This window comes from Paralcaligenes ureilyticus (assembly GCF_004346225.1).
In the GTDB taxonomy this organism is placed as follows: domain Bacteria; phylum Pseudomonadota; class Gammaproteobacteria; order Burkholderiales; family Burkholderiaceae_B; genus Paralcaligenes; species Paralcaligenes ureilyticus.
Genome location: NZ_SMAJ01000001.1, coordinates 1 through 19,626, shown reverse-complemented (window position 1 = coordinate 19,626; position 19,626 = coordinate 1). Strand labels below are relative to the sequence as shown.

At 60.4% G+C, this 19,626-nt stretch carries 18 protein-coding genes; 11 read left to right on the top strand and 7 right to left on the bottom strand.

Annotation, left to right across the window (positions count from 1 at the left end):
- Positions 1–30: 30 nt before the first annotated feature.
- The 5 genes from secF to queA form a co-directional block, all read right to left on the bottom strand.
- The gene (secF, locus tag EDC26_RS00090; RefSeq protein WP_132579244.1) at positions 31–966 is read right to left on the bottom strand and encodes a protein translocase subunit SecF; all 936 of its coding nucleotides are present in this window, start codon (positions 964–966) and stop codon (positions 31–33) included.
- A 58-nt stretch (positions 967–1,024) separates the two neighbouring features.
- Complete coding sequence (gene secD, locus EDC26_RS00085) at positions 1,025–2,899, bottom strand: protein translocase subunit SecD (protein WP_132579243.1); 1,875 nt, start codon at positions 2,897–2,899, stop codon at positions 1,025–1,027.
- Between the two features lie 73 nt (positions 2,900–2,972).
- A complete protein-coding gene (gene yajC, locus EDC26_RS00080) occupies positions 2,973–3,326 on the bottom strand; it encodes a preprotein translocase subunit YajC (protein WP_132579242.1) in 354 nt (117 codons plus the stop codon).
- Positions 3,327–3,377: 51 nt separating this feature from the next.
- Entirely contained in the window at positions 3,378–4,514 is a 1,137-nt protein-coding gene (tgt, locus tag EDC26_RS00075) for a tRNA guanosine(34) transglycosylase Tgt (protein ID WP_132579241.1), read from the bottom strand.
- Positions 4,511–5,563 (bottom strand): tRNA preQ1(34) S-adenosylmethionine ribosyltransferase-isomerase QueA, encoded by a 1,053-nt coding sequence (queA, locus tag EDC26_RS00070; protein WP_243700726.1) that lies wholly within the window; start codon positions 5,561–5,563, stop codon positions 4,511–4,513. Before queA ends, tgt begins: the two co-directional genes overlap by 4 nt.
- Positions 5,564–5,906: 343 nt before the next feature.
- Here queA and dacB point away from each other — a divergent pair, with 343 nt between their 5' ends.
- The 6 genes from dacB (at position 5,907) to EDC26_RS00040 (ending at position 10,220) form a co-directional block, all read left to right on the top strand.
- Entirely contained in the window at positions 5,907–7,331 is a 1,425-nt protein-coding gene (dacB, locus tag EDC26_RS00065; protein ID WP_425012180.1) for a D-alanyl-D-alanine carboxypeptidase/D-alanyl-D-alanine endopeptidase, read from the top strand.
- A 37-nt stretch (positions 7,332–7,368) separates the two neighbouring features.
- Entirely contained in the window at positions 7,369–8,007 is a 639-nt protein-coding gene (gene upp, locus EDC26_RS00060) for a uracil phosphoribosyltransferase (RefSeq protein ID WP_132579238.1), read from the top strand.
- 260 nt (positions 8,008–8,267) lie between these two features.
- Positions 8,268–8,990 (top strand): hypothetical protein, encoded by a 723-nt coding sequence (locus EDC26_RS00055; RefSeq protein WP_132579237.1) that lies wholly within the window; start codon positions 8,268–8,270, stop codon positions 8,988–8,990.
- A gap of 103 nt (positions 8,991–9,093) precedes the next feature.
- Complete coding sequence (locus EDC26_RS00050; protein WP_132579236.1) at positions 9,094–9,420, top strand: ElaB/YgaM/YqjD family protein; 327 nt, start codon at positions 9,094–9,096, stop codon at positions 9,418–9,420.
- Positions 9,421–9,465: 45 nt separating this feature from the next.
- The gene (locus tag EDC26_RS00045) at positions 9,466–9,876 is read left to right on the top strand and encodes a phage holin family protein (protein ID WP_132579235.1); all 411 of its coding nucleotides are present in this window, start codon (positions 9,466–9,468) and stop codon (positions 9,874–9,876) included.
- Entirely contained in the window at positions 9,873–10,220 is a 348-nt protein-coding gene (locus EDC26_RS00040; protein WP_132579234.1) for a hypothetical protein, read from the top strand. Before EDC26_RS00045 ends, EDC26_RS00040 begins: the two co-directional genes overlap by 4 nt.
- A 222-nt stretch (positions 10,221–10,442) precedes the next feature.
- Here the strand turns inward: EDC26_RS00040 and EDC26_RS00035 are convergent, their stop codons facing one another.
- Positions 10,443–11,987, bottom strand: coding sequence for a UbiD family decarboxylase (locus tag EDC26_RS00035; RefSeq protein ID WP_132579233.1), 1,545 nt, complete (start codon positions 11,985–11,987; stop codon positions 10,443–10,445).
- An 83-nt stretch (positions 11,988–12,070) separates the two neighbouring features.
- Here EDC26_RS00035 and EDC26_RS00030 point away from each other — a divergent pair, with 83 nt between their 5' ends.
- Positions 12,071–13,009, top strand: a complete 939-nt coding sequence (locus EDC26_RS00030) for a lytic transglycosylase domain-containing protein (protein ID WP_132579232.1) — start codon at positions 12,071–12,073, stop codon at positions 13,007–13,009.
- A 3-nt stretch (positions 13,010–13,012) separates the two neighbouring features.
- Here EDC26_RS00030 and EDC26_RS00025 read toward each other — a convergent pair whose 3' ends face one another.
- Positions 13,013–14,176: a pyridoxal phosphate-dependent aminotransferase gene (locus tag EDC26_RS00025; RefSeq protein WP_132579231.1), complete on the bottom strand. Its 1,164-nt coding sequence runs from the start codon at positions 14,174–14,176 to the stop codon at positions 13,013–13,015.
- 101 nt (positions 14,177–14,277) lie between these two features.
- On the opposite strand from EDC26_RS00025, the gene EDC26_RS00020 reads away from it, so the two are divergent.
- The 4 genes from EDC26_RS00020 to EDC26_RS00005 all read left to right on the top strand — a co-directional run bounded on the left by EDC26_RS00020 (position 14,278) and on the right by EDC26_RS00005 (position 19,283).
- Positions 14,278–15,204, top strand: a complete 927-nt coding sequence (locus EDC26_RS00020) for a hypothetical protein (protein WP_132579230.1) — start codon at positions 14,278–14,280, stop codon at positions 15,202–15,204.
- Positions 15,205–15,314: 110 nt separating this feature from the next.
- The gene (locus tag EDC26_RS00015; RefSeq protein WP_132579229.1) at positions 15,315–17,603 is read left to right on the top strand and encodes an NADP-dependent malic enzyme; all 2,289 of its coding nucleotides are present in this window, start codon (positions 15,315–15,317) and stop codon (positions 17,601–17,603) included.
- On the top strand, positions 17,584–18,810 hold the full coding sequence (locus EDC26_RS00010; RefSeq protein WP_132579228.1) for a patatin-like phospholipase family protein: 1,227 nt from the start codon (positions 17,584–17,586) through the stop codon (positions 18,808–18,810). Before EDC26_RS00015 ends, EDC26_RS00010 begins: the two co-directional genes overlap by 20 nt.
- 2 nt (positions 18,811–18,812) lie before the next feature.
- Positions 18,813–19,283 (top strand): barstar family protein, encoded by a 471-nt coding sequence (locus EDC26_RS00005; protein ID WP_132579227.1) that lies wholly within the window; start codon positions 18,813–18,815, stop codon positions 19,281–19,283.
- Positions 19,284–19,626: the final 343 nt, after the last annotated feature.

Genomic DNA, 19,626 nt, shown 5'->3' with positions numbered 1-19,626 from the left:
AAACATTAATTGACACGGTTGCCAAAAATCTTAGCTGATTTCGGCGCTCGGGTCGTCCTTTTTGACGGTCTTGAGCAGGTCTTCACGTTTGACGCCCATCCACATGGCCAGCGCGGCAGCCACGAATACGGAGGAATAAATACCGAACCAGATGCCGATGGTCAGGGCCAGCGCAAAATAGTGCAGGGTGGGGCCGCCGAAGAAGAACATCGACAGCACCATCATTTGCGTCGATCCGTGGGTAATGATGGTGCGTGAAATGGTCTGGGTAATGGAGCTGTCGATGGTTTCGCGCACCGACGTCTTGCGCTGCTTGCGGAAGTTTTCGCGGATCCGGTCCATGATAATGACCGACTCGTTCACCGAATAGCCCAGCACGGCCAGCACGCCGGCCAGCACCGAGAGCGAAAACTCCCATTGGAAAAACGCAAAGAATCCCAGGATGATCACCACATCGTGCAAATTGGCGATGACCCCGGAGACGGCGAACTTCCATTCGAAGCGCACGCCCAGGTAGATCATGATGCCCACCACCACCGACAGCAGCGCCATCAGGCCGTTATGCACCAACTCTTGCCCAACCTGGGGGCCGACGAATTCGACGCGGCGCAGTTCCACGTCGGGTTGCTGAGCCTTCAGGGTTTTGAGCACCGCTTCGCTTTGGGCCGCCGAGGTTTGCCCGGCATGCAGAGGCAGCCGGATCATGATGTCGTGCGAGGTGCCGAAATTCTGCACCTGGAAGTCGGTATAGCCCAGCGTATCGACCGCGTGGCGGATCTTCTCGATCTGGGCGGTCTGTGCGTAATGCACCTCCATGACCGTGCCGCCGGTGAATTCGATCGATAGATGAAAGCCTCGGGTAGCGATGAAGAATACAGCGGCGATAAAGGTGACCAGGCTGATCAGGTTAAGCACCAATGCATTGCGCATGAACGGTATGGTGCGGTGGATGCGGAAAAATTCCATGTTTCTTCTTGCCTAATTCGTGAGCGTGGCGGCACGGCACGGCGGGCCGCCACAGGGCTTAGTCTTGCTTGGGCTTCCAGATCTGGCCGATAGACACGCTTTTGAGCTTGCGCCGACGGCCATAGCACAGGTTGGCAAGCGCGCGCACGCCCACCACCGACGAGAACATCGAGGTCAGGATGCCTATGCAGTGCACCACGGCAAAGCCGCGTATCGGACCTGTGCCGAACGCCAGCAGGGACAGGCCGACGATCAGCGTGGTCAGGTTCGAGTCGAAAATGGTGTCCCAGGCGCGCTCGAACCCCAGGTGTATGGCCTGTTGCGGCGAGGCGCCGTGGCGCAGTTCTTCACGTATCCGTTCGTTGATCAGCACGTTCGAGTCGATGGCCATGCCCAGGGTCAGGGCGATAGCCGCGATGCCGGGCAGAGTCAACGTGGCCTGCAGCATGGACAGCACGGCCAGCAGGAGCAGCACGTTGAAGGACAGGCCCAGGGTGGAGAACAGACCGAACAGGCGGTAATACAGGATGATGAATATGGCAATGGCCATAAAGCCGTACAGGGTCGAATCGAAGCCCTTGGCGATATTGTCGGCGCCCAGGCTGGGGCCGATGGTGCGCTCTTCGATGATGTTCATGGGCGCGGCCAGGGCGCCTGCGCGCAGCAGAAGTGCCGTGTCGGTTGCTTCTTCAGCCGTCATGCTGCCGCTGATCTGGACCTGTCCGCCGGGGATTTCGCTGCGGATGACCGGCGCCGTCACGACTTCGCCCTTGCCGTTTTCGAACAGCACAATCGCCATGCGCTTGCCGATATTGTTGCGGGTGACGTCGCGGAAGATGCGGGCGCCTTTGGCGTCGAGCGTCAGGTTGACTGACGGCTGCTGGGTTTGCTGGTCGCGTCCGGGTTGGGCGTTCTGCAGGTTCTCCCCGGTCAGAATCACCTGGCGGCGCAGCAGTATCGGACGCTTGTCGCGGTCGGTGTAGCGTTCCAGCCCGAAGGGCACGGTGCCCGCTGCAAGCGCCGCCATGGCGGCCGGCGAGTCATCGACCATGCGAATTTGCAGTGTGGCTGTCTTGCCCAGAATTTCCTTGGCTTTGGCGATGTCCTGTACGCCGGGCAATTGCACCACGATGCGGTCGGCGCCTTGTTGCTGAATAACGGGTTCGGCCACACCCAGTTCATTGATACGGTTGTGCAGGGTGAGAATATTCTGTTTGAGGGCATTCGACTGGACCTCGACCACAGCGGCGTCGGTGAGCTTGCCGGTCAGCGGGAATTTGCCGCCATTGACCGCGGCATTGGTAAACACCATGTCGGGCATGCGCCGGCGCAGTTCCGAAGCGGCGGTATCGCGCGAATCGGCGCTGTCGAAGGTGGCGACGATGGACAGATCGGAGCGGTCGACGCTGGCGTTCTTGATGTTGTTGTCGCGCAGGGTGGTGCGCACGTCGCTGGCCAGCGAGTCGTAGCGTCCGGTCAGGGCTCCGCGCATGTCGACTTGCAGCAGGAAGTGCACGCCGCCGCGCAAGTCCAGGCCCAGGTACATGGGGTGGGCGCCCAGCGCCGAGAGCCAATTGGGCGAGGCCGATGCCAGATTCAGCGCCACGGTGTAGCTGGGGTCGGAGCGGTCGGTATTAAGCGACTTTTCGAGGGCGTCCTTGGCCTTGAGCTGGATGTCGGTGCTCGCAAAGCGAAGCCGGACCGTGCCGTTCGGGCCGTTTTGCTGAAAATAGGCGCCGGTGTACTCGATATGGTCGCCCTGAAGTATGTCTTCGACTTTTTGCAGTACGTTGTTATCGATCTTGACCGTTGATTTGGCGCCGGCAATCTGCACCGCCGGCGATTCGCCAAAAAAATTGGGCAAGGTGTACAGCAGCCCGATGATCAAAGCGGCCAGGACGGTCAGGTATTTCCAGAGAGGGTAGCGATTCATGGTCGATCAACAGGCTAAAAGCGTCAAAAACAAGCCCCGGACCCTTTTCAGGTTCGGGGTACGCACAGCGCGCTTATAGCGCCTTGATAGTGCCTTTGGGCAAAACCGCCGTGACGGCTGCTCTTTGCACAATGGTTTCTATCGGCTTGTCGGCAACCGTGGAGATGTCGACGGTAATGTAGTTGTCGCCCATTTTGGTGACTTTGCCCAGCAGCCCGCCCGAGGTGATGACTTCGTCGCCCTTGGATAGCGCGGCCACCATATTGCGGTGTTCTTTCTGTTTCTTCATCTGGGGACGTATCATCAAAAAGTACAAAATGACGAACATCAAGATAATGGGCAGCATGCCCAGCAGGGCGTTTTCCCCACCCGCGGCGGTGCCGGCGGCCTGGGCTGTAACAAGTGTGAGCGTGTCGACTGCGAGCATTCAATACTCCTGAAGGTTTCTGGTTAACTTTCTATTGTAGCGATATCTGGCTTATTCGATACCGCGGGCGCGATTTTTGGCGAATTCGCGGCTCCATGCCTCGAAGGTGCCGGCGGCGATCGCACTGCGCATCTCCTGCATCAAGGCCAGGTAAAAGTGCAGATTATGCAGGGTATTGAGCCGCGCCCCGGTAATTTCGTTGGCGCGCTGCAGGTGATGCAGATACGCGCGTGAAAAGTGTCCGCAGGTATGGCAAGAGCAACCGGGGTCGAGCGGGCGGGTGTCGTCGCGATAGCGCGCGTTGCGTATTTTGATGTCGCCGTAGCGGGTGAATAGCCAGCCGTTGCGTGCATTGCGCGTGGGCATGACGCAGTCGAACATGTCCACACCCAGCGCGACGCCGGCCACCAGGTCTTCGGGAGTGCCCACGCCCATCAGGTAGCGTGGCGCCTGGGCCGGCAGGCGCGGCGCGATGTGCGCCAGCACCCGCATCATTTCATCTTTGGGTTCGCCCACCGACAGGCCACCTATGGCGTAGCCGTGAAAACCGGTGTCGACCAGCCCTGCCAGCGACTCGTCGCGCAGGTCCTCGAACATGCCGCCCTGGACAATGCCGAATAAGGCGTTGGGGTTTTGCAACTGGTCAAAGGCCTGGCGGGACCGCCTGGCCCAGCGCAGCGACATGCGCATCGATCGGGCCGCTTCGTCGTGCGTGGCTGGCCGCTCCTCTATGAGGTAGGGCGTGCATTCGTCGAACACCATGACGATGTCCGAATCCAGCGCCGCCTGTATGCGCATGGATTCTTCAGGTGTCAGGAATAGCCGGGCGCCGTCGATGGGCGAGGCGAACTTGACCCCTTCTTCGGTGATTTTGCGCATGCCCTTCAGGCTGAAGACTTGAAACCCGCCCGAGTCGGTCAATATGGGTTTATTCCATTGCATGAAGCCGTGCAGGCCCTGATGCTTGTCGACGACTTCGGTGCCGGGGCGCAGCCATAGGTGAAAGGTATTGCCCAGCACGATCTGTGCGCCGACCTCGGTGAGCTCATGCGGCAGCATGGCCTTGACGCTGCCGTAGGTTCCCACCGGCATGAAGATGGGGGTTTCCACAATGCCGTGATTAAGCGTCATGCGGCCGCGGCGCGCCGCGCCATCGGTGGCGAGAAGTTCGAATTGCAGACCGGTCATGGCTGGGGCGTTTCTATGAACATGGCATCGCCGTAGCTGAAAAAGCGATATCGGGATTGGATGGCGTGCGCGTAGGCGCGGCGGATGGGATCCATGCCCGCGAGGGCGGAAATAAGCATCAGCAGGGTGGATTGCGGCAAATGAAAATTGGTGATGAGCGCATCGATGATCTGAAAACGATAGCCGGGGGTGATGAATAGACGCGTGTCTCCCTCGATGGGACTGACCTCGGCCGAGCTGTCCTGGCCGGCATGTTGCGCGGCCGATTCCAGTGCGCGCACGCTGGTCGTGCCGACGGCGATGACCCGGCCTCCGGCGGCGCGGGTGGCGCGAATCTGCTGCAGGGTTTGGGCCGAAACCGAATAATGTTCCGAATGCATGATGTGTTCGTCGAGATTTTCCACCCGCACCGGCTGGAATGTTCCGGCGCCTACATGCAGAGTCACAAAGGATTCGCCTATGCCTTGCGCAGCCAGGCGGGCCAGCATGGCAGTGTCAAAATGCAGCCCTGCCGTAGGCGCTGCAACCGCGCCCGGTTCGCGGGCGTATACCGTCTGGTAGCGTTCTTCGTCCTGAGGCTGCGCGGCATGGGTAATATAGGGCGGCAAGGGTGTGGAGCCATAGCGGTCGAGCAGGTCGAGCACCCGTTCCGGGAATTCAAGCTCGAACAGCTCCCCCTGCCGGCCCAGGACTTTGACATTAAAGGCCTCGGCCATGATAAGAACGCTGCCGGGCCTGGGCGACTTGCTGGCCCTGACATGCGCCAGGGCCACGCGAGGCTGGGTGATGGACTCGATCAGCGCTTCCACTTTGCCGCCGCTTTCCTTGTGCCCGCGCAGCCGGGCCTTGATGACCCGCGTGTCGTTGAAGACCAGCAGGTCGTTGGGTTTGAGCAGCTCGGGCAGGTGGGTGAATTGCCGATCATGCAAGGCGCCGGCCGCATCCAGATGCAGCAGGCGGCTGCCTGTGCGTTCGGGGGCCGGAGTTTGGGCGATGAGTTCGGGGGGGAGTTCGTAGTCGAACTGGGAAAGTTCAAGCCTGTGATTCACGCGTAAATCTTGGAGTTGCGGCCGCGCCCGTAAGCACGCCTGGGTTGTGAGGGCGGCCCTTGTGGTCGCCATTCGTTCAATAATTTAATTTGTAGATACCGTCTGTTTGCCGATTTGGCAGCCACAAGGGCTGCCGCTACATGAACGACGGGTACGTATTTGTAGCGACACCCCTTGTGGGTGTCACCGGGCGACTACAAGGGTCGCCCCTATGTACATTTTAAGCTGCGGGCGCAGATTTTTGCTTGGACGCCGGCCAATTCGGGTGCGACTTTGGTTATGCTCTTGGTTTTGGCCTGCGGAATTCGGTGTCATCATGGCGTTACATGTGTGGGGAAAACGGCTGCGCCGCGTTGGGTGTAGCGCCTTGCGATGGCTGGCCTGCGGCCTGGCCGCAGGGTTCGCGGGGGTTGCCGCCGCCCAGTCGCTGCCGGCCGACCTGAGCCGGGCCTGGCAGGCGACTCGCTTGCCGCAAAGCTCTTTGTCGCTGGTGGTGCAGGAGATCAATGGGCCGCGACTGATCGAGATCAACGGCGCCGTGCCGCGTAACCCCGCTTCGGTCATGAAGATGGTAACCACCTGGAGCAGCCTCGCCGGCCTGGGTCCCGATTATGTCTGGCGCACAACGTTCCTGACCAGCGGCCACCCCGACGCCCAGGGCACGTTGCTGGGTCCCCTGTATTTAAAGGCGGGTGGCGACCCTTTGCTTCGGATCGAGGATTTATGGGCCTTGCTGCGCGATTTGCGCCTGCGCGGCATCAAAAATCTTTCCGAAGTCGTGGTCGATCGATCCATTTTCGGCCAGGTGGCCACTGATCCGGGCGAGTTTGACGGTGCGCCCGATCGGCCCTATAACGCCAGCCCTGATGCGCTGATGGTGGGTTTGGGGGCGGTGCGGCTGGTGTTCCAGCCCGATGAGCGCGCCCATAAATGGATTCCCATTGTCGACCCGCCGATGCCCGAGGTGCGGATCAGCGGCGATATCAAATGGAGCGGTGCGGTCTGTCCCGGGTCTCCGTCCATCGCCACCGATGTCAGCCGCGGCGGCAAAGAGGTTGTGGTCCATGTCAGCGGCACGGCGGCGGGCTCGTGCGGCGAGTTCAGCGTGTATCGCCTGGTCATGTCGCAGCCCGATTATTTTTCCGCCGTTTTCCGGATGCTCTGGCAAGAACTGGGGGGCACCCTGGGCAAGGGCATTCGGGCGGGCCGCGTTCCGCCCGGTGCGACGCCGATAGTCTGGCATGATTCGCCGATACTGGCCGACACGATCCGCACGATCAACAAGCACAGCAATAATGTCATGGCCCGAACCTTGCTGTTGACGCTGGGCGCCCAGAAAATTGGGCCTGGCGCCACCATGGAGACTGGGGGCCGTGCCGCGCTGGCGCTGCTCAATAGCCAACAGGTGGATACCCGCGGCTGGGTCATCGACAATGGCGCGGGCCTGGCGCGCGACGCCCGCTTGACCGCCACGGGCCTGGCCCAGATGCTGGGAGTGGTGTGGCGTTCTCCCCTGATGTCCGAATTTATTTCTTCTCTGGCGATTTCGGGCACCGATGGCACCGTCAAGCGCCGTTTGCGCGACGGCGAGGTCAAGGGCATGGCGCATCTGAAAACCGGCACCCTGCGCGATTCCCGCGCGCTCGCGGGCTACGTGCTGGGGGCCAGCGGCAAGCGCTATATTGTGGTCAGCCTGGTCAACGACGAACACTCGGGTTCGGTGCGCAGCTTTGACGACGCGCTGATTGCTTGGCTGGCGGCACACTGACCGGCCTCGCACGCCACTACCTTTTTTCGGAAAAATTATGCCTGTACATGAAATTAGTCATCCCCTGATACGCCACAAGCTCGGCCTGATGCGACGGGCAGATCTGAGCACCAAGAATTTTCGCGAGATGGCGCAGGAAGTGGCTTCCTTGCTGACGTATGAAGCCACGAAGGACTTGCCCATGGAGCCGTATACCATCCAGGGCTGGTGCGGCGAGCTGGCGGCGGAAAAAATTGCCGGAAAGAAAATCACGGTAGTCCCTATTTTGCGGGCGGGCATCGGCATGCTCGATGGCGTACTCAATCTGATCCCTGGAGCCCGGGTGAGCGCGGTCGGCATTGCGCGCAATGAAAAAACCCTGCAGGCGCAACCTTATCTGGAGAAACTGGTTGGCCAGCTTGATCAGCGGCTGGCCTTGATTATCGACCCAATGCTCGCGACCGGGGGGTCAATGCTGGCCACGATCGACATGCTTAAAAAAGCGGGCTGCCGCAGCGTGCGCGCACTGGTGCTGGTTGCCGCGCCGCAGGGCATCGAGGCGGTGTTCGCCCGCTATCCGGACGTACATATCTATACGGCTTCCATCGATAGCCATCTGAATGAAAACGGCTATATCATCCCGGGCCTGGGCGATGCCGGCGATCGCCTCTTTGGTACACGCCAGAAAGACGTTTGATTCTGTTGCCAGGTCAATCGTGGGTTGGTTGAGGTGGCAGCCACAAGGGCTGCCGCTACAGCTAAATGGATGGCACCCACAAGGGGGGCCGCTACAAATACCTACCCGTCGTCCACGTAGCGGCACCCCTTGTGGGTGCCACATCAACACCTCCTGGCGATGAAATCATTAAATTTACTTACGTCTTCTTGTGTTTTGTCCGGGGCGCCTGCGGCAGACGGAGTAGTATGAAGCCTGAATATTTGTAGCGGATGGGATTTATGCGTTTGATTTCCGTAGCGGGTGCGGTGGCATTGGCGTGGGGGTTGGGTATGGGGCAGGCCGTGGCGGGTATTTGCGAAGTGCCTTTCATGCATGATGGCGGCGCGGTCACACTGACCGGTTCGGGCGGCGTCCAGCTGGGCGCGGACCTGAGCTTTTCGAATGTTAGAAAAGTATCCGCCGATGCGTGCGAGGCGCGTGTGCAGGGTAATGCCACTTTCGGCCTGATGGGCCTGCCGCCGGGCAAGTCCAAAATCGATTATTGGATGTCGGTAAAAAATGGCAAGGCCAGCTTCGAGCGCAGCGATGGCGCGGGCCGGCGTGTGCCGGTCAATGGCAAGTTCGATTTGCGTATGCTGGGGCTGTTTGCCTACGGTCGGCCGATTACTCACAGCGGGCAAACCTTTCCGGCCCTGAAATTCCAGATCAATATTGATAAACATGCGGTCCAGACCCAGCCCTTGGTGGTGCACACCGGCGAAAAGACGGTCGGCTCGCAGCAATCGATACAAACCGCCGCGGGTACGCAGGCGTGCTGGCCCATACGCTATACGCGTGTGATCGATCCGACTCAGGCTTCGTTCAATGGACTGGTCCTGCCGGTTCCCGGCATGACCTCATCGGTGACGGATTGGTTCTGCCCCAAGGTGAATATGGTGATGAAACAAGAGAGTCAGCAGCAGGGCATGTCCTCGCTGCTCGAAGTATCCAGCCTGCGCTAGCGCATAGGCCGGTTTCGGGCTGGATTCATACCGAAAAATCTGCAATCTCGTTCGTGTATGATTTCAGTAAGCGTTCAGTTCAATTTAGTCCAGGGAGCTTGCAATGACAGCAAAAAATACGACCAAAGACGTTGAATCTCGCGAAGATCAATTTATTGAAACCGTTAAAGACAGCCTGGACGATGCCGAGAAGCTGCTGCTCGAAGCGGCTGACGCCACGGGTGACAAGGCCGCCGAGTTGCGTGAACGGGCCATGCGTTCATTGCGCCGCACGCGCGAAGCACTTTACGACACCCAGGATGCTCTGCTGGACAAGGGGCGTCGGGCTGCGCGCGCCACCGACGACTACGTGCACGATAACCCTTGGCAGGCGATTGGTATCGGGGGCCTGACAGGCCTGCTGGTTGGCATGCTGATCAGTCGCCGGTAGATGCGCCGCAAACCCGGCCGCGTGCCTGGCCTTTAAAAGGCAGATATGGCGATCAGGCAATCCGTAGGCGAATTGGCCGGCACCTTGCTGTCCATCGTGCGCACGCGCGTCGAGCTTTTCGGGCTCGAGGCGGCGGGCGAGAAGACGCGCCTGTTCAAATTGCTGGGCATGGCGTTTGCCGCGTTGTTGTTTTCGACGCTGGCGTTATTGGTGTTGTCGCTGACGCTGGCCCTGTATTTCTGGCCGACCGATTATCGCTACTGGGCGCTTGGCTTGCTGGTGGTGGTATACGGTGCGCTGGGCTTGGGGTTTTTCTGGGCGGTACGGCGCGCCTTGTTGGGCGGCCCCATGCCGTTTAACGCAACGCTGGATGAACTGCGGCGCGATTTTACTGCCGTACAGCGTTTGTGCGAGCCCGCTGCGGGCGCGCGCACCGACACCGAGGATAGGCCATGAAAACCCTGTCTGCCGAGAATGCGTTGCGCGTCGAGATATTGCGGGCGCATGCCGCGCTGGAGCGCGAGGCGCTGGGCCGCCAGGCCAGGCAGGTGGGCAAGGCGCTAAAGCCAGCGGCGCTGCTGCACGAGGCGCTCCCGGTCGTATCGGGCTGGAGCACCTGGCGCTTGCTGCAAGGGTTAAGCCTGGCGCGGCGCTACCCCTTGTTGATAGCAGCAGCGTCTTCCGTGCTGACCGGCCGCGGCAAGCGCCGTACCTGGTTGCGCATCGGCATTGGCGTACTGCTGGGCTGGCAGGCCCTGCGCGCGGCGAAGGCGCCGCGTAATAGACATGCCCGTGAATAATGTAGCGCCACCCCTTGTGGGTGGCACAAAACCTTGACAAGCAAGACGGAATCTTGCATGGATGACAGGCACAAGGCCTGTCGCTACATGATTCACGGCTACGTTTTTGTAGGGGCAGCCTGTAGGGGCAGCCTGTAGGGGCAGCCCTTGTGGCTGCCATGCGGCAAATCGAGACGCCGCTCCGGCAAATCACGACACCCGGCAAATCAAGGCGCCCCCACCCTACAGCCCTAATTTTTGCCACATTTCATCTACTCTGGCTTTTACGGCGGCGTCCATCTGGATGGGGGTGCCCCATTCCCGTTGGGTTTCGCCGGGCCATTTGTTGGTCGCGTCCAGGCCCATCTTGCCGCCCAGGCCTGATACGGGGGAGGCGAAGTCCAGGTAATCGATAGGCGTATTTTCGACCAGAATGGTATCGCGCACGGGATCCATGCGCGTGGTCATGGCCCATATCACTTCTTGCCAGTTGCGCGGGTCGATGTCCTGGTCCACGACCACAATGAATTTGGTGTACATGAATTGGCGCAGCACGCTCCACAGACCGAACATGACGCGCTTGGCGTGGCCCGGGTACTGTTTGCGGATCGAGACGACTGCCAGCCGGTAGCTGCAGCCTTCCGGAGGCAAATAAAAATCCACGATTTCCGGCAGTTGACGCTTGAGCAGCGGCACGAATACTTCGTTTAGCGCCACGCCCAGAATGGCCGGTTCGTCCGGCGGTTTGCCGGTATACGTGCTGTGGTAAATGGGCTGGCGGCGCATGGTGATGCGGTCGACCGTGAAGACCGGAAACCAGTCTTTTTCATTGTAGTAGCCGGTGTGGTCCCCATAAGGCCCTTCCAGCGCCATTTCGTAGCGGGAATCGGCCGGCCCTGCGGCACCCTCGGGTACTGCCGGCCGAACGGCGCGCGGATCGTCCGCGGGCAGCAAATGGCCTTCGAGCACAATCTCGGCATAGGCAGGTACGGAGAGGTCGTTGCCCAGCGCTTTGGCTACTTCGGTGCGCGAGCCGCGCAGCAAGCCGGCAAACTGGTATTCCGACAAGCTGTCGGGAACCGGGGTGACCGCGCCCAGAATGGTCGCCGGGTCGGCGCCAAGCGCCACGGCGATCGGAAAAGGCGTGCCTGGGTGAGCCAGCGCGTGGTCTCTGAAATCGAGCGCGCCGCCGCGGTGTGACAGCCAGCGCATGATGAGCTTGTTGCGGCCCAGCAGTTGCTGCCGATAGATGCCCAGGTTCTGGCGGCGCGCGTTGGGGCCGCGCGTAATGACCAGGCCCCAGGTCAGCAAGGGGGCGATGTCGCCGGGCCAGCAGCGTTGCAGGGGGATTTGATTCAGGTCGACGTCCTGGCCTTCGAGCACGATTTCCTGGCAGGCCGGATTTTTGACGTTCTTGGGGCTCATGTCCCACAAGGCGGCCTTGAGCATGGATACTTTGGCCAGCGCATCGCGCAGGCCCCGAGGCGCTTCGGGTTCGCGCAGCGACGCCAGCAGCTCGCCCGTGTCGCGCAGTGCGCTGACGTCTTGCGCGCCCATGCCCCAGGCTACTCGTTTGGGGGTGCCGAATAAATTGGTCAGCACCGGCATGGCCGCCGGCCCGGACTGGTGCATGGCTCGTTCAAACAGCAGCGCCGGACCGCCGGCGCGCAGCACCCGGTCGCTGATTTCGGTCATTTCCAGGTCGGTGGATACCGGATGCGCGACACGCTTGAGTTCGCCCGCCTTTTCAAGCTGCGCCAAAAAGTCCCTGAGGTCACGATATTTCACGGCAATCCTGTTAGTTTTGTTACATTTTAGCGGCTAGACTAAGGTTAACATCGGCTTTGCTCATTTTATCTGGTGGCAGCAGGATGACCGACTCGGGTTCGGGAAATCTATTCAGCCGTTCTGCTCGCGGACTCGTGAATCAGGTAGGCGAATTTGTTCACGTATCGGCGATCTATCTCGGCATTGCAGTGTTGGTGACGTTGGCGCTCAGCGTTACTGTGCCGTCGCTGCGCCTGCAGTCGCAGCAAATACACAGCGCTTTGCTGGCCAGCTTGCGCCCCGACGCCATACAAAACACGACTTCGTTTGCTCAGGTCAACGATACGATGCTGGCGTCGGCCATGCCGTCCGAATCGACATCGTCCGCGCTGGCGCCCGATGAAACCGTTGGCGCCGACGAGTCCGGCCCGGCCCTTTCCCCGCCTCCCTCTTCGGCCCCGGCCAAGCCTGTTGCAAAATCGAAGACCCCTGAAGCAAACTCGAAGCCCGAGGCGGTTCCGGGCGGGTTTTTCACTTATGCGATGGGCGTGGATGCTCGCAATCTATCGATCCCCAATGTAACGAAGGCGCAGTCTCAGGCTTTGCGCAGCTATATCGCGCGCAAATATCAAATCGCCTATAACGCGGCGGGCGTGCTGATCAAAACGGCTTTTGCGGTCGGCAAGGAACAGCATCTCGATCCGCAATTGTTGCTGGCCGTGATCGCCATCGAATCGCGCTATAACCCCTTTGCGGAGAGCCATGTGGGGGCGCAGGGACTGATGCAGGTGATGAGCGATGTCCACAAAGACAAATTCAAGCGTTTCGGCGGCGGGCCTGTGGCGGCCTTGAACCCCATTGCCAATATCCGCGTGGGTTCGCAGATATTGAAAGACTGCATCAAGCGGCGTGGGTCGGTGGAAGGGGGGCTGGCGTGCTATGTGGGTTCCAGCGGCCCGAGCGATGGCGGTTATGGCGCCAAGGTGTTGGCTGAAAGGCGTCGCATCGCGCTAGCTTCGGGTATTCCCATCGAGCAAAAATAAGTTTCAATCCATTTCCAGAAAATGCTCGATGCGGGCGATGGCTTCCTGTAGCCGGCCCAGCCCAGTTGCGTACGAAAAGCGCATGGTGTGGCGCGCGTGGGCGGGCCCAAAATCGCGCCCCGGCACGGCGGCAACGCTCGCCTCGTGCAGCAGGCGGTGCGAAAAGTCGTCGCTGTCCTGGCTGTGTTCACGGATATCGGCATAAATATAGAAGGCGCCGTCGGGCGTTACCGGCACGTGCAGGCCCAGGCGCTCGAGTTCGGGCAGCAGGTAGTCGCGGCGCTGTTTGAAGGACAGCCGGCGGTTTTCGTAAATACGCATCACCTCGGGCTCGAAACAAGTCAGGGCGGCGTGCTGGGCCAGCGACGGGGCGCAGATGGCCAGGCTGGCGGCCAGTTTTTCGATGGCGGGCACCATCGGCTCGGGCGCAATCAGCCAGCCCAGCCGCCAGCCGGTCATATGAAAATATTTGGAGAAGCTGTTGATGATGATGACATTGTCATCCAGCGTCAACGCGCTTTGGGGGGCGTCGCCGTAATACAGGCCCAGATAGATTTCGTCCATGATGACAAAGCCGTCACGCGCCCTGACCTCGGCAATCAGGGCGCGTAGATCTTCGCGGGCAATGGTGGTGCCTGTCGGATTGCTGGGCGAGGCGATCAGTACGCCGCGGGTCGATGGGCCCCAATGGACCCGGATATCGGCTGCGCTCAACTGGAAGCGTTGTGCCGCCTGGCAGGGGATGAGGCGCGGGACGCCGCCCGCGCCCAGGATGAAATTCTGGTTCGCGGGGTAGGAGGGGTCGGGCATCAGGATTTCGTCGCCCGGATTGATCAAGGCCATGCAGGCAAGCAGCAGCGCACCCGAGGCGCCCGAGGTCACCACTACGCGTTTGGCATCCACGGACGCGCCGAAGCTCTGCGAGTAATAATGGGCAATGGCCTCGCGCAGCGGCGCGATCCCGGCCGGCGGGGTGTAGCCGCTCAGGCCGGCGCGGGCCGCGCGGTTCAGGGTTTCCAGTACTTGCGCGGGTGCGGTAAAGTCGGGTTCGCCGATGCCCAGGCTGATGATGTCGCGGCCTTGCGCATTGAGCGCGTTGGCCTGTTTGAAGAGATCCACAGCGTAGAATGGCATCACTTGTGCGGTACGCTTGGCTAGGTGGGTCATAAGGCTGGCTTCTCGGGCTTAAAAAGGTAGCTATTGTAGAGCGTCGCGCGATTCGCCGCGGCGCATCCATCCGGAAATATTTGTTGGCAAGGAATCGTTGTATGGAGTCCTCTTCTCGTCGCGGCTTTCTGATGGGACGTCGCCCTTCCAGTAACCCCTGGGATAAGTTCTGCGAACGCCTGCGGCGCAATATCAAGGGCAGTCTGTATGATTTCGGCGCCACGTCCGGGGTGGGCAGCGCGCGCCTGGTCCCTGGACAGCCGGGGGATGTGCATCACGCGCGGGCCTTGTGCGCCGAGTATCGGGTGGTGCTGGCCCTGGGCGGCATTTCGCAGACGGCGACGCCTCTGGGCCAGTCGGTGCTGTGGGTGGAGCCGGGCAACGAAATGGGCGGGTTCAAGCGGCTGTCCGAGGGCAGCCCTCAGTGGTTCGTGCAGCCTGGCTGCTTCGTGGGCGAGCTCTGCGCGGCCGGGTTCCAGGCGCTTGCCGACATACCCGGCCATTTGACCGTGGCGGCCTGGCTCGCCGACCGGACTCTGTGCGATTGGAATACCGGAGAAACCTGTAAGTCGGGCCTGGATCACGCGTCGGTTCTGCTGGCCGACGGCACGACCGCGACGCTCGGTCCTTTTGGCGAAGATAGCCGTCAGCCGCTTGAAAACCTGATGCTGCAGCATTTGGTGCCGGATCTGTTTCAACTGTCGGGCAAGGCGGCCGCTCAGTCGTGCCGCCGGCTGACTCCCTGGGCGGCGCGCTACCGTCTGGACGCCCTTTTCCCGTGCGCCGGGCAGACCATCAATCTGGCTCATCTGTTGCTGGGTCACGGAGGGGCCTTGGGCTGGGTAGAGTGGGTGGTGCTGAACGAACTCACCATGAACTGCGACATGGACACGGCCCGGCCCGCCTTCTCCACCCATCATGACAGTTCCGAAGACGAGGCCTGGTTTTTTGCCGCCGACCTGGACGCACAGGTCAAGACGTTATTCGATCCCAACGACCTTTTTCCGTATACGGGCCAGGATATCTAGACAGGCGTCCGGACAGGCGCGGCGCTCGGGGTCCCTGGCGGGTCCGCCATTGAACGCCGACTTGGGGCTAGAATGAGCGTCTCTCACTTTTCGAACTTTGAATAATCATCATGGAAGAAAATCTTCGCCGCGCGGCCCTGGACTATCACGAGCATGGCCGGCCAGGCAAAATTGCGATCAGCCCTACCAAGCAGCTTTCCAATCAGCGCGATCTGGCACTGGCTTATACGCCCGGCGTGGCCGCTGCGTGCGAAGAAATCGTGACCGACCCGGTCAATGCCTACCGCTACACCGCGCGCGGCAATTTGGTGGGCGTCATTACCAATGGCACCGCAGTGCTGGGCCTGGGCAATATCGGGCCGCTTGCCTCCAAGCCGGTAATGGAAGGCAAGGCGGTGCTGTTCAAGAAGTTTGCCGATATCGATGTGTTCGATATTGAAATCAACGAAACCGATCCGGACAAACTGGTCGACATCATTGCCAGCCTGGAGCCCACGTTTGGCGGCATCAATCTAGAGGATTTCAAGGCACCCGAGTGCTTCACCATCGAACGCAAATTGCGCGAGCGCATGCGCATTCCGGTTTTTCACGATGACCAGCATGGGACAGCCATTTGCGTATCGGCGGCGTTCACCGGAGGGCTGGAAGTGGTGGGCAAGGCCATCGATCAGGTCAAGGTGGTGGTGTCAGGCGCGGGCGCCGCGGCGCTGGCCTGTCTGGACCTGATGGTCGACATGGGGTTGCCAGTTGAAAATATCTGGATTTCCGATATTGAGGGGGTGGTGTACAAGGGGCGCGTGGCGCTTATGGATCCCGACAAGGAACGGTTTGCACAGGACACGACGGCGCGCACATTGGGCGACATCATCGATGGCGCGGATGTGTTTTTGGGCCTGTCGGCGGGCGGCGTGCTCAAGCCCGAAATGGTGGCCAAAATGGCCCCCAATCCTTTGATTCTGGCCCTGGCCAATCCCAATCCGGAAATTCTCCCCGAAGTGGCGCATGCGGTGCGCGACGATATCGTCATGGCAACGGGCCGCTCTGATTACCCGAATCAGGTCAATAATGTTTTGTGCTTTCCGTATATTTTCCGTGGGGCGCTCGATGTGGGCGCCACCACCATTACCCGTGGCATGGAAAAAGCCGCGGTGCGCGCCATCTGCAAATTGGCGCAAGAAGAACAAAATGAAGTCGTGGCGGCGGCCTATGGCACCTACGGGGTTTCGTTTGGCCGGGACTATCTGATTCCAAAGCCTTTCGATCCACGCCTGATCGTGCGCATTGCGGTCGCGGTGGCTCGCGCCGCCATGGAAGATGGCGTGGCCATCCGGCCGATTGCCGATCTGGATGCCTACACCGCGCAGTTGCAACAGTTCGTCTATCGTTCGGGTTCCTTCATGAAGCCCCTGTTCTCGATTGCCAAAGGCCTGGTGCGCGATGGCGGCAAGTCGCGCATTGTATTTACCGAAGGCGAAGAAGAACGCGTTTTGCGCGCCGTGCAGGTGGTCATCGACGAGAAGATCGCCAAACCTATATTGGTCGGACGTCCGGCAGTGCTGCAGTCGCGCATTGAAAAATTCGGCCTGCGCATCCAGTTGGGGGTTGATGTCGAAGTGACCGACCCCGAATACGACGAGCGCTTCCATCGCTATTGGACAACCTACTGGGAAATGATGTGCCGCAGCGGCATCAGCAAGGAAATGGCGCGCGTCGAGATGCGCCGCCGCCTGACGCTGATCGGCGCCATGATGGTGCATCTGGGCGACGCCGATGGCCTGGTCTGCGGCACGGTGGGCACCTATGCCAATCACTTGCAGTTTATCGATCAGGTCATTGGCCAGACGCCGGGCGCCAAAACCTATGCCGCCATGAATATCCTGTTGCTGGCTGAGCATACGGTGGCCTTGGTCGACACCCATGTCAACGACGACCCCAGCGCCGAGCAGATCGCCGAAATCACGATTATGGCGGCTGCCGAAATGCGGCGCCTGAATGTCGTGCCCAAGGTGGCTTTGCTGTCGCGCTCCAATTTCGGATCAGGCAGTTCGGCCTCAGGCAAGAAAATGCGTGCGGCGCTCGAGCTGATCCGCCAACGCGAGCCGGGGCTTGAAATCGATGGCGAAATGCATGGCGATTGCGCGCTCGACGAAGCGCTGCGCCTGCGCATCCTGCCCTCCACGACGCTCAAGGGCGAGGCCAATTTGCTGGTGTGCCCCAATGTCGATTCGGGCAACATTGCCTACAACCTGCTTAAAACCGCGGCCGGTGGCAATATTGCAGTGGGCCCATTCCTGTTGGGGGCCAACGCGCCGGTGCATATACTGACGTCCAGTTCGACGGTGCGCCGGATCATCAACATGACGGCGCTCACCGTGGTCGATGCCAATACCCCTCGATAAGCCCGATTCGGGGCCTCCCGGTGCCCGCGCTTCTCCTACGGGTTTGGTATTGACCGGAGGCGGGGCACGGGCCGCCTATCAGGTGGGTGTGCTCGATGGGGTGTACCAGATCCTCGACGCCAGCCGCAGCGCTGGTTTTGCGAACCCGTTCGAAGTCATTTGCGGCTCTTCGGCGGGGGCGATCAATGCCGCCGCCCTGGCATGCCGGGCCGATACCCCGCATGATGCGATAGATCGCCTGCGGGCCCTTTGGGAAAATTTGTCCACCGGCATGGTCTATCGCGCCGATAGCCTGGGTCTGGTGCGCAGCGGTCTGCGCTGGTTCGCGATGTTGTCGATGGGGTGGTTGTTCCCGGGGTTGCGCAATCAGAACCCCCGGTCTCTGCTCAATAATCGGCCGCTGGCCGAGCTGCTTGCCGCGACGCTGGATTTTAAGCGCCTGCCCCATAACCTGAGCCAGGGCTACCTGGAGGCGCTGGCCATTACGGCTTCGGGCTATACCAGCGGCGAACACTTAACGTTTTATCAGTCGCATCACACCATACAGCCCTGGAGGCGCGTTTTGCGCCGTGCGGTGCCCTGCACCATAGGTGTGGATCACTTGATGGCTTCAAGTTCGATTCCGTTTGTATTCCCGGCCGAGGCTTTGCCTCTGTATGGGCAGGTCGAGTGGTGCGGCGACGGGTCGATGCGGCAATTGGCGCCGTTGAGCCCCGCGATACATTTGGGCGCCAAAAAAATATTTGTGATCGGCACGGGGCATCGCGATGATACGCACCCTGAAAATCGCAATGATCGGCCCCAGTACCCGTCGTTGGCGCAAATTGGCGGGCAGGCCTTGTCGAATATTTTCCTCGATAGTCTGTCCATGGACCTTGAGCGCATGGACCGGATTAATGAATTGCTTGCGCAACTACCCCCAGATGGTTTAAAAAGCCAGTCGCTGCGTCCGGTACGTACATTGGCGATTACCCCCAGCCGTTCCCTGGATGATATTGCCATGGAGCATCTGCACCAAATGCCGCACGCCGCCCGTACCCTTTTTCGGGTTCTCGGTGTATCGTCGGGTTCAGGACCATCGAGCGGTGGCGCATTGATCTCGTATTTGTTGTTCGAGGCCGGCTATACGCAAGCGCTGATTCAGTTGGGGCGTTCAGATAGTTTGAGCCATGTTGAAGAAATCCAGGCGTTTTTTAAGGAGGCGTAATCATGGCCCCAGTGCAGTCGTTGCAAAAAAAGCTGCAGAAAGGTGGTTTGCTTGACGTTTCCTCGGTGTCGCAGGAAGACCTGTCCAAGGCTGCCGATGCGTTGGGGATGACGGTCTTTGTTGTCAATTGCGATCGGGCGCGCAGTCGTTCGGCGGTGCTTCGGGCGATTGCCCGGGCGGTCGATTTTCCGGAGTATTTCGGCAGCAATCTGGATGCGTTGTCGGATTGTCTGTGCGATACGGTTCTGGATCAGAAGGTCGGGGTGGTGCTGTGTCTGGATAATTTGCATTCCGGGGATCCGGCGCTGGCCGATGATGCGGCGGCGGTGCTGAGTGTGTGCGCGGATACGGTGGAGTTTGCGATCAATAATGATCGCTATTTTGCCTATGCGGTGCAGCATGCGGGCAAGCATCCGGATCCCGAGCCGGGGATTGCGCCCACGCCTTATTCGGGCCACCGTTCGCACGAGTAGTTCGCCGTTCGTTGTAGCGGCGCCCTGTAGCGCCACCCCTTGTGGGTGGCATTCATCCTCGCGCATTAACCTTACCTTTGTTTAAAACCTTCTTGCCCCGCATCATGGCCAGTCAAGGTGGATCGGGCTCTGACGGGCACGGTTCTGGCTGCGCCAGAACTTCCCGCGCGCAGAACCGTCTTCGGGGCGGCGTGCGAACTCGCGGGGCGAATAGCCCCCCAGGCTATTCGCAAGCGTCCCGCTCAAACTGCTGTGGTCTAATTTTGGAGGACACTTTTGAAGTGAATCATTATTAATTTATAAGGTGATTCCATGACAAAGAAACAAGAACCGGGCCATCCTC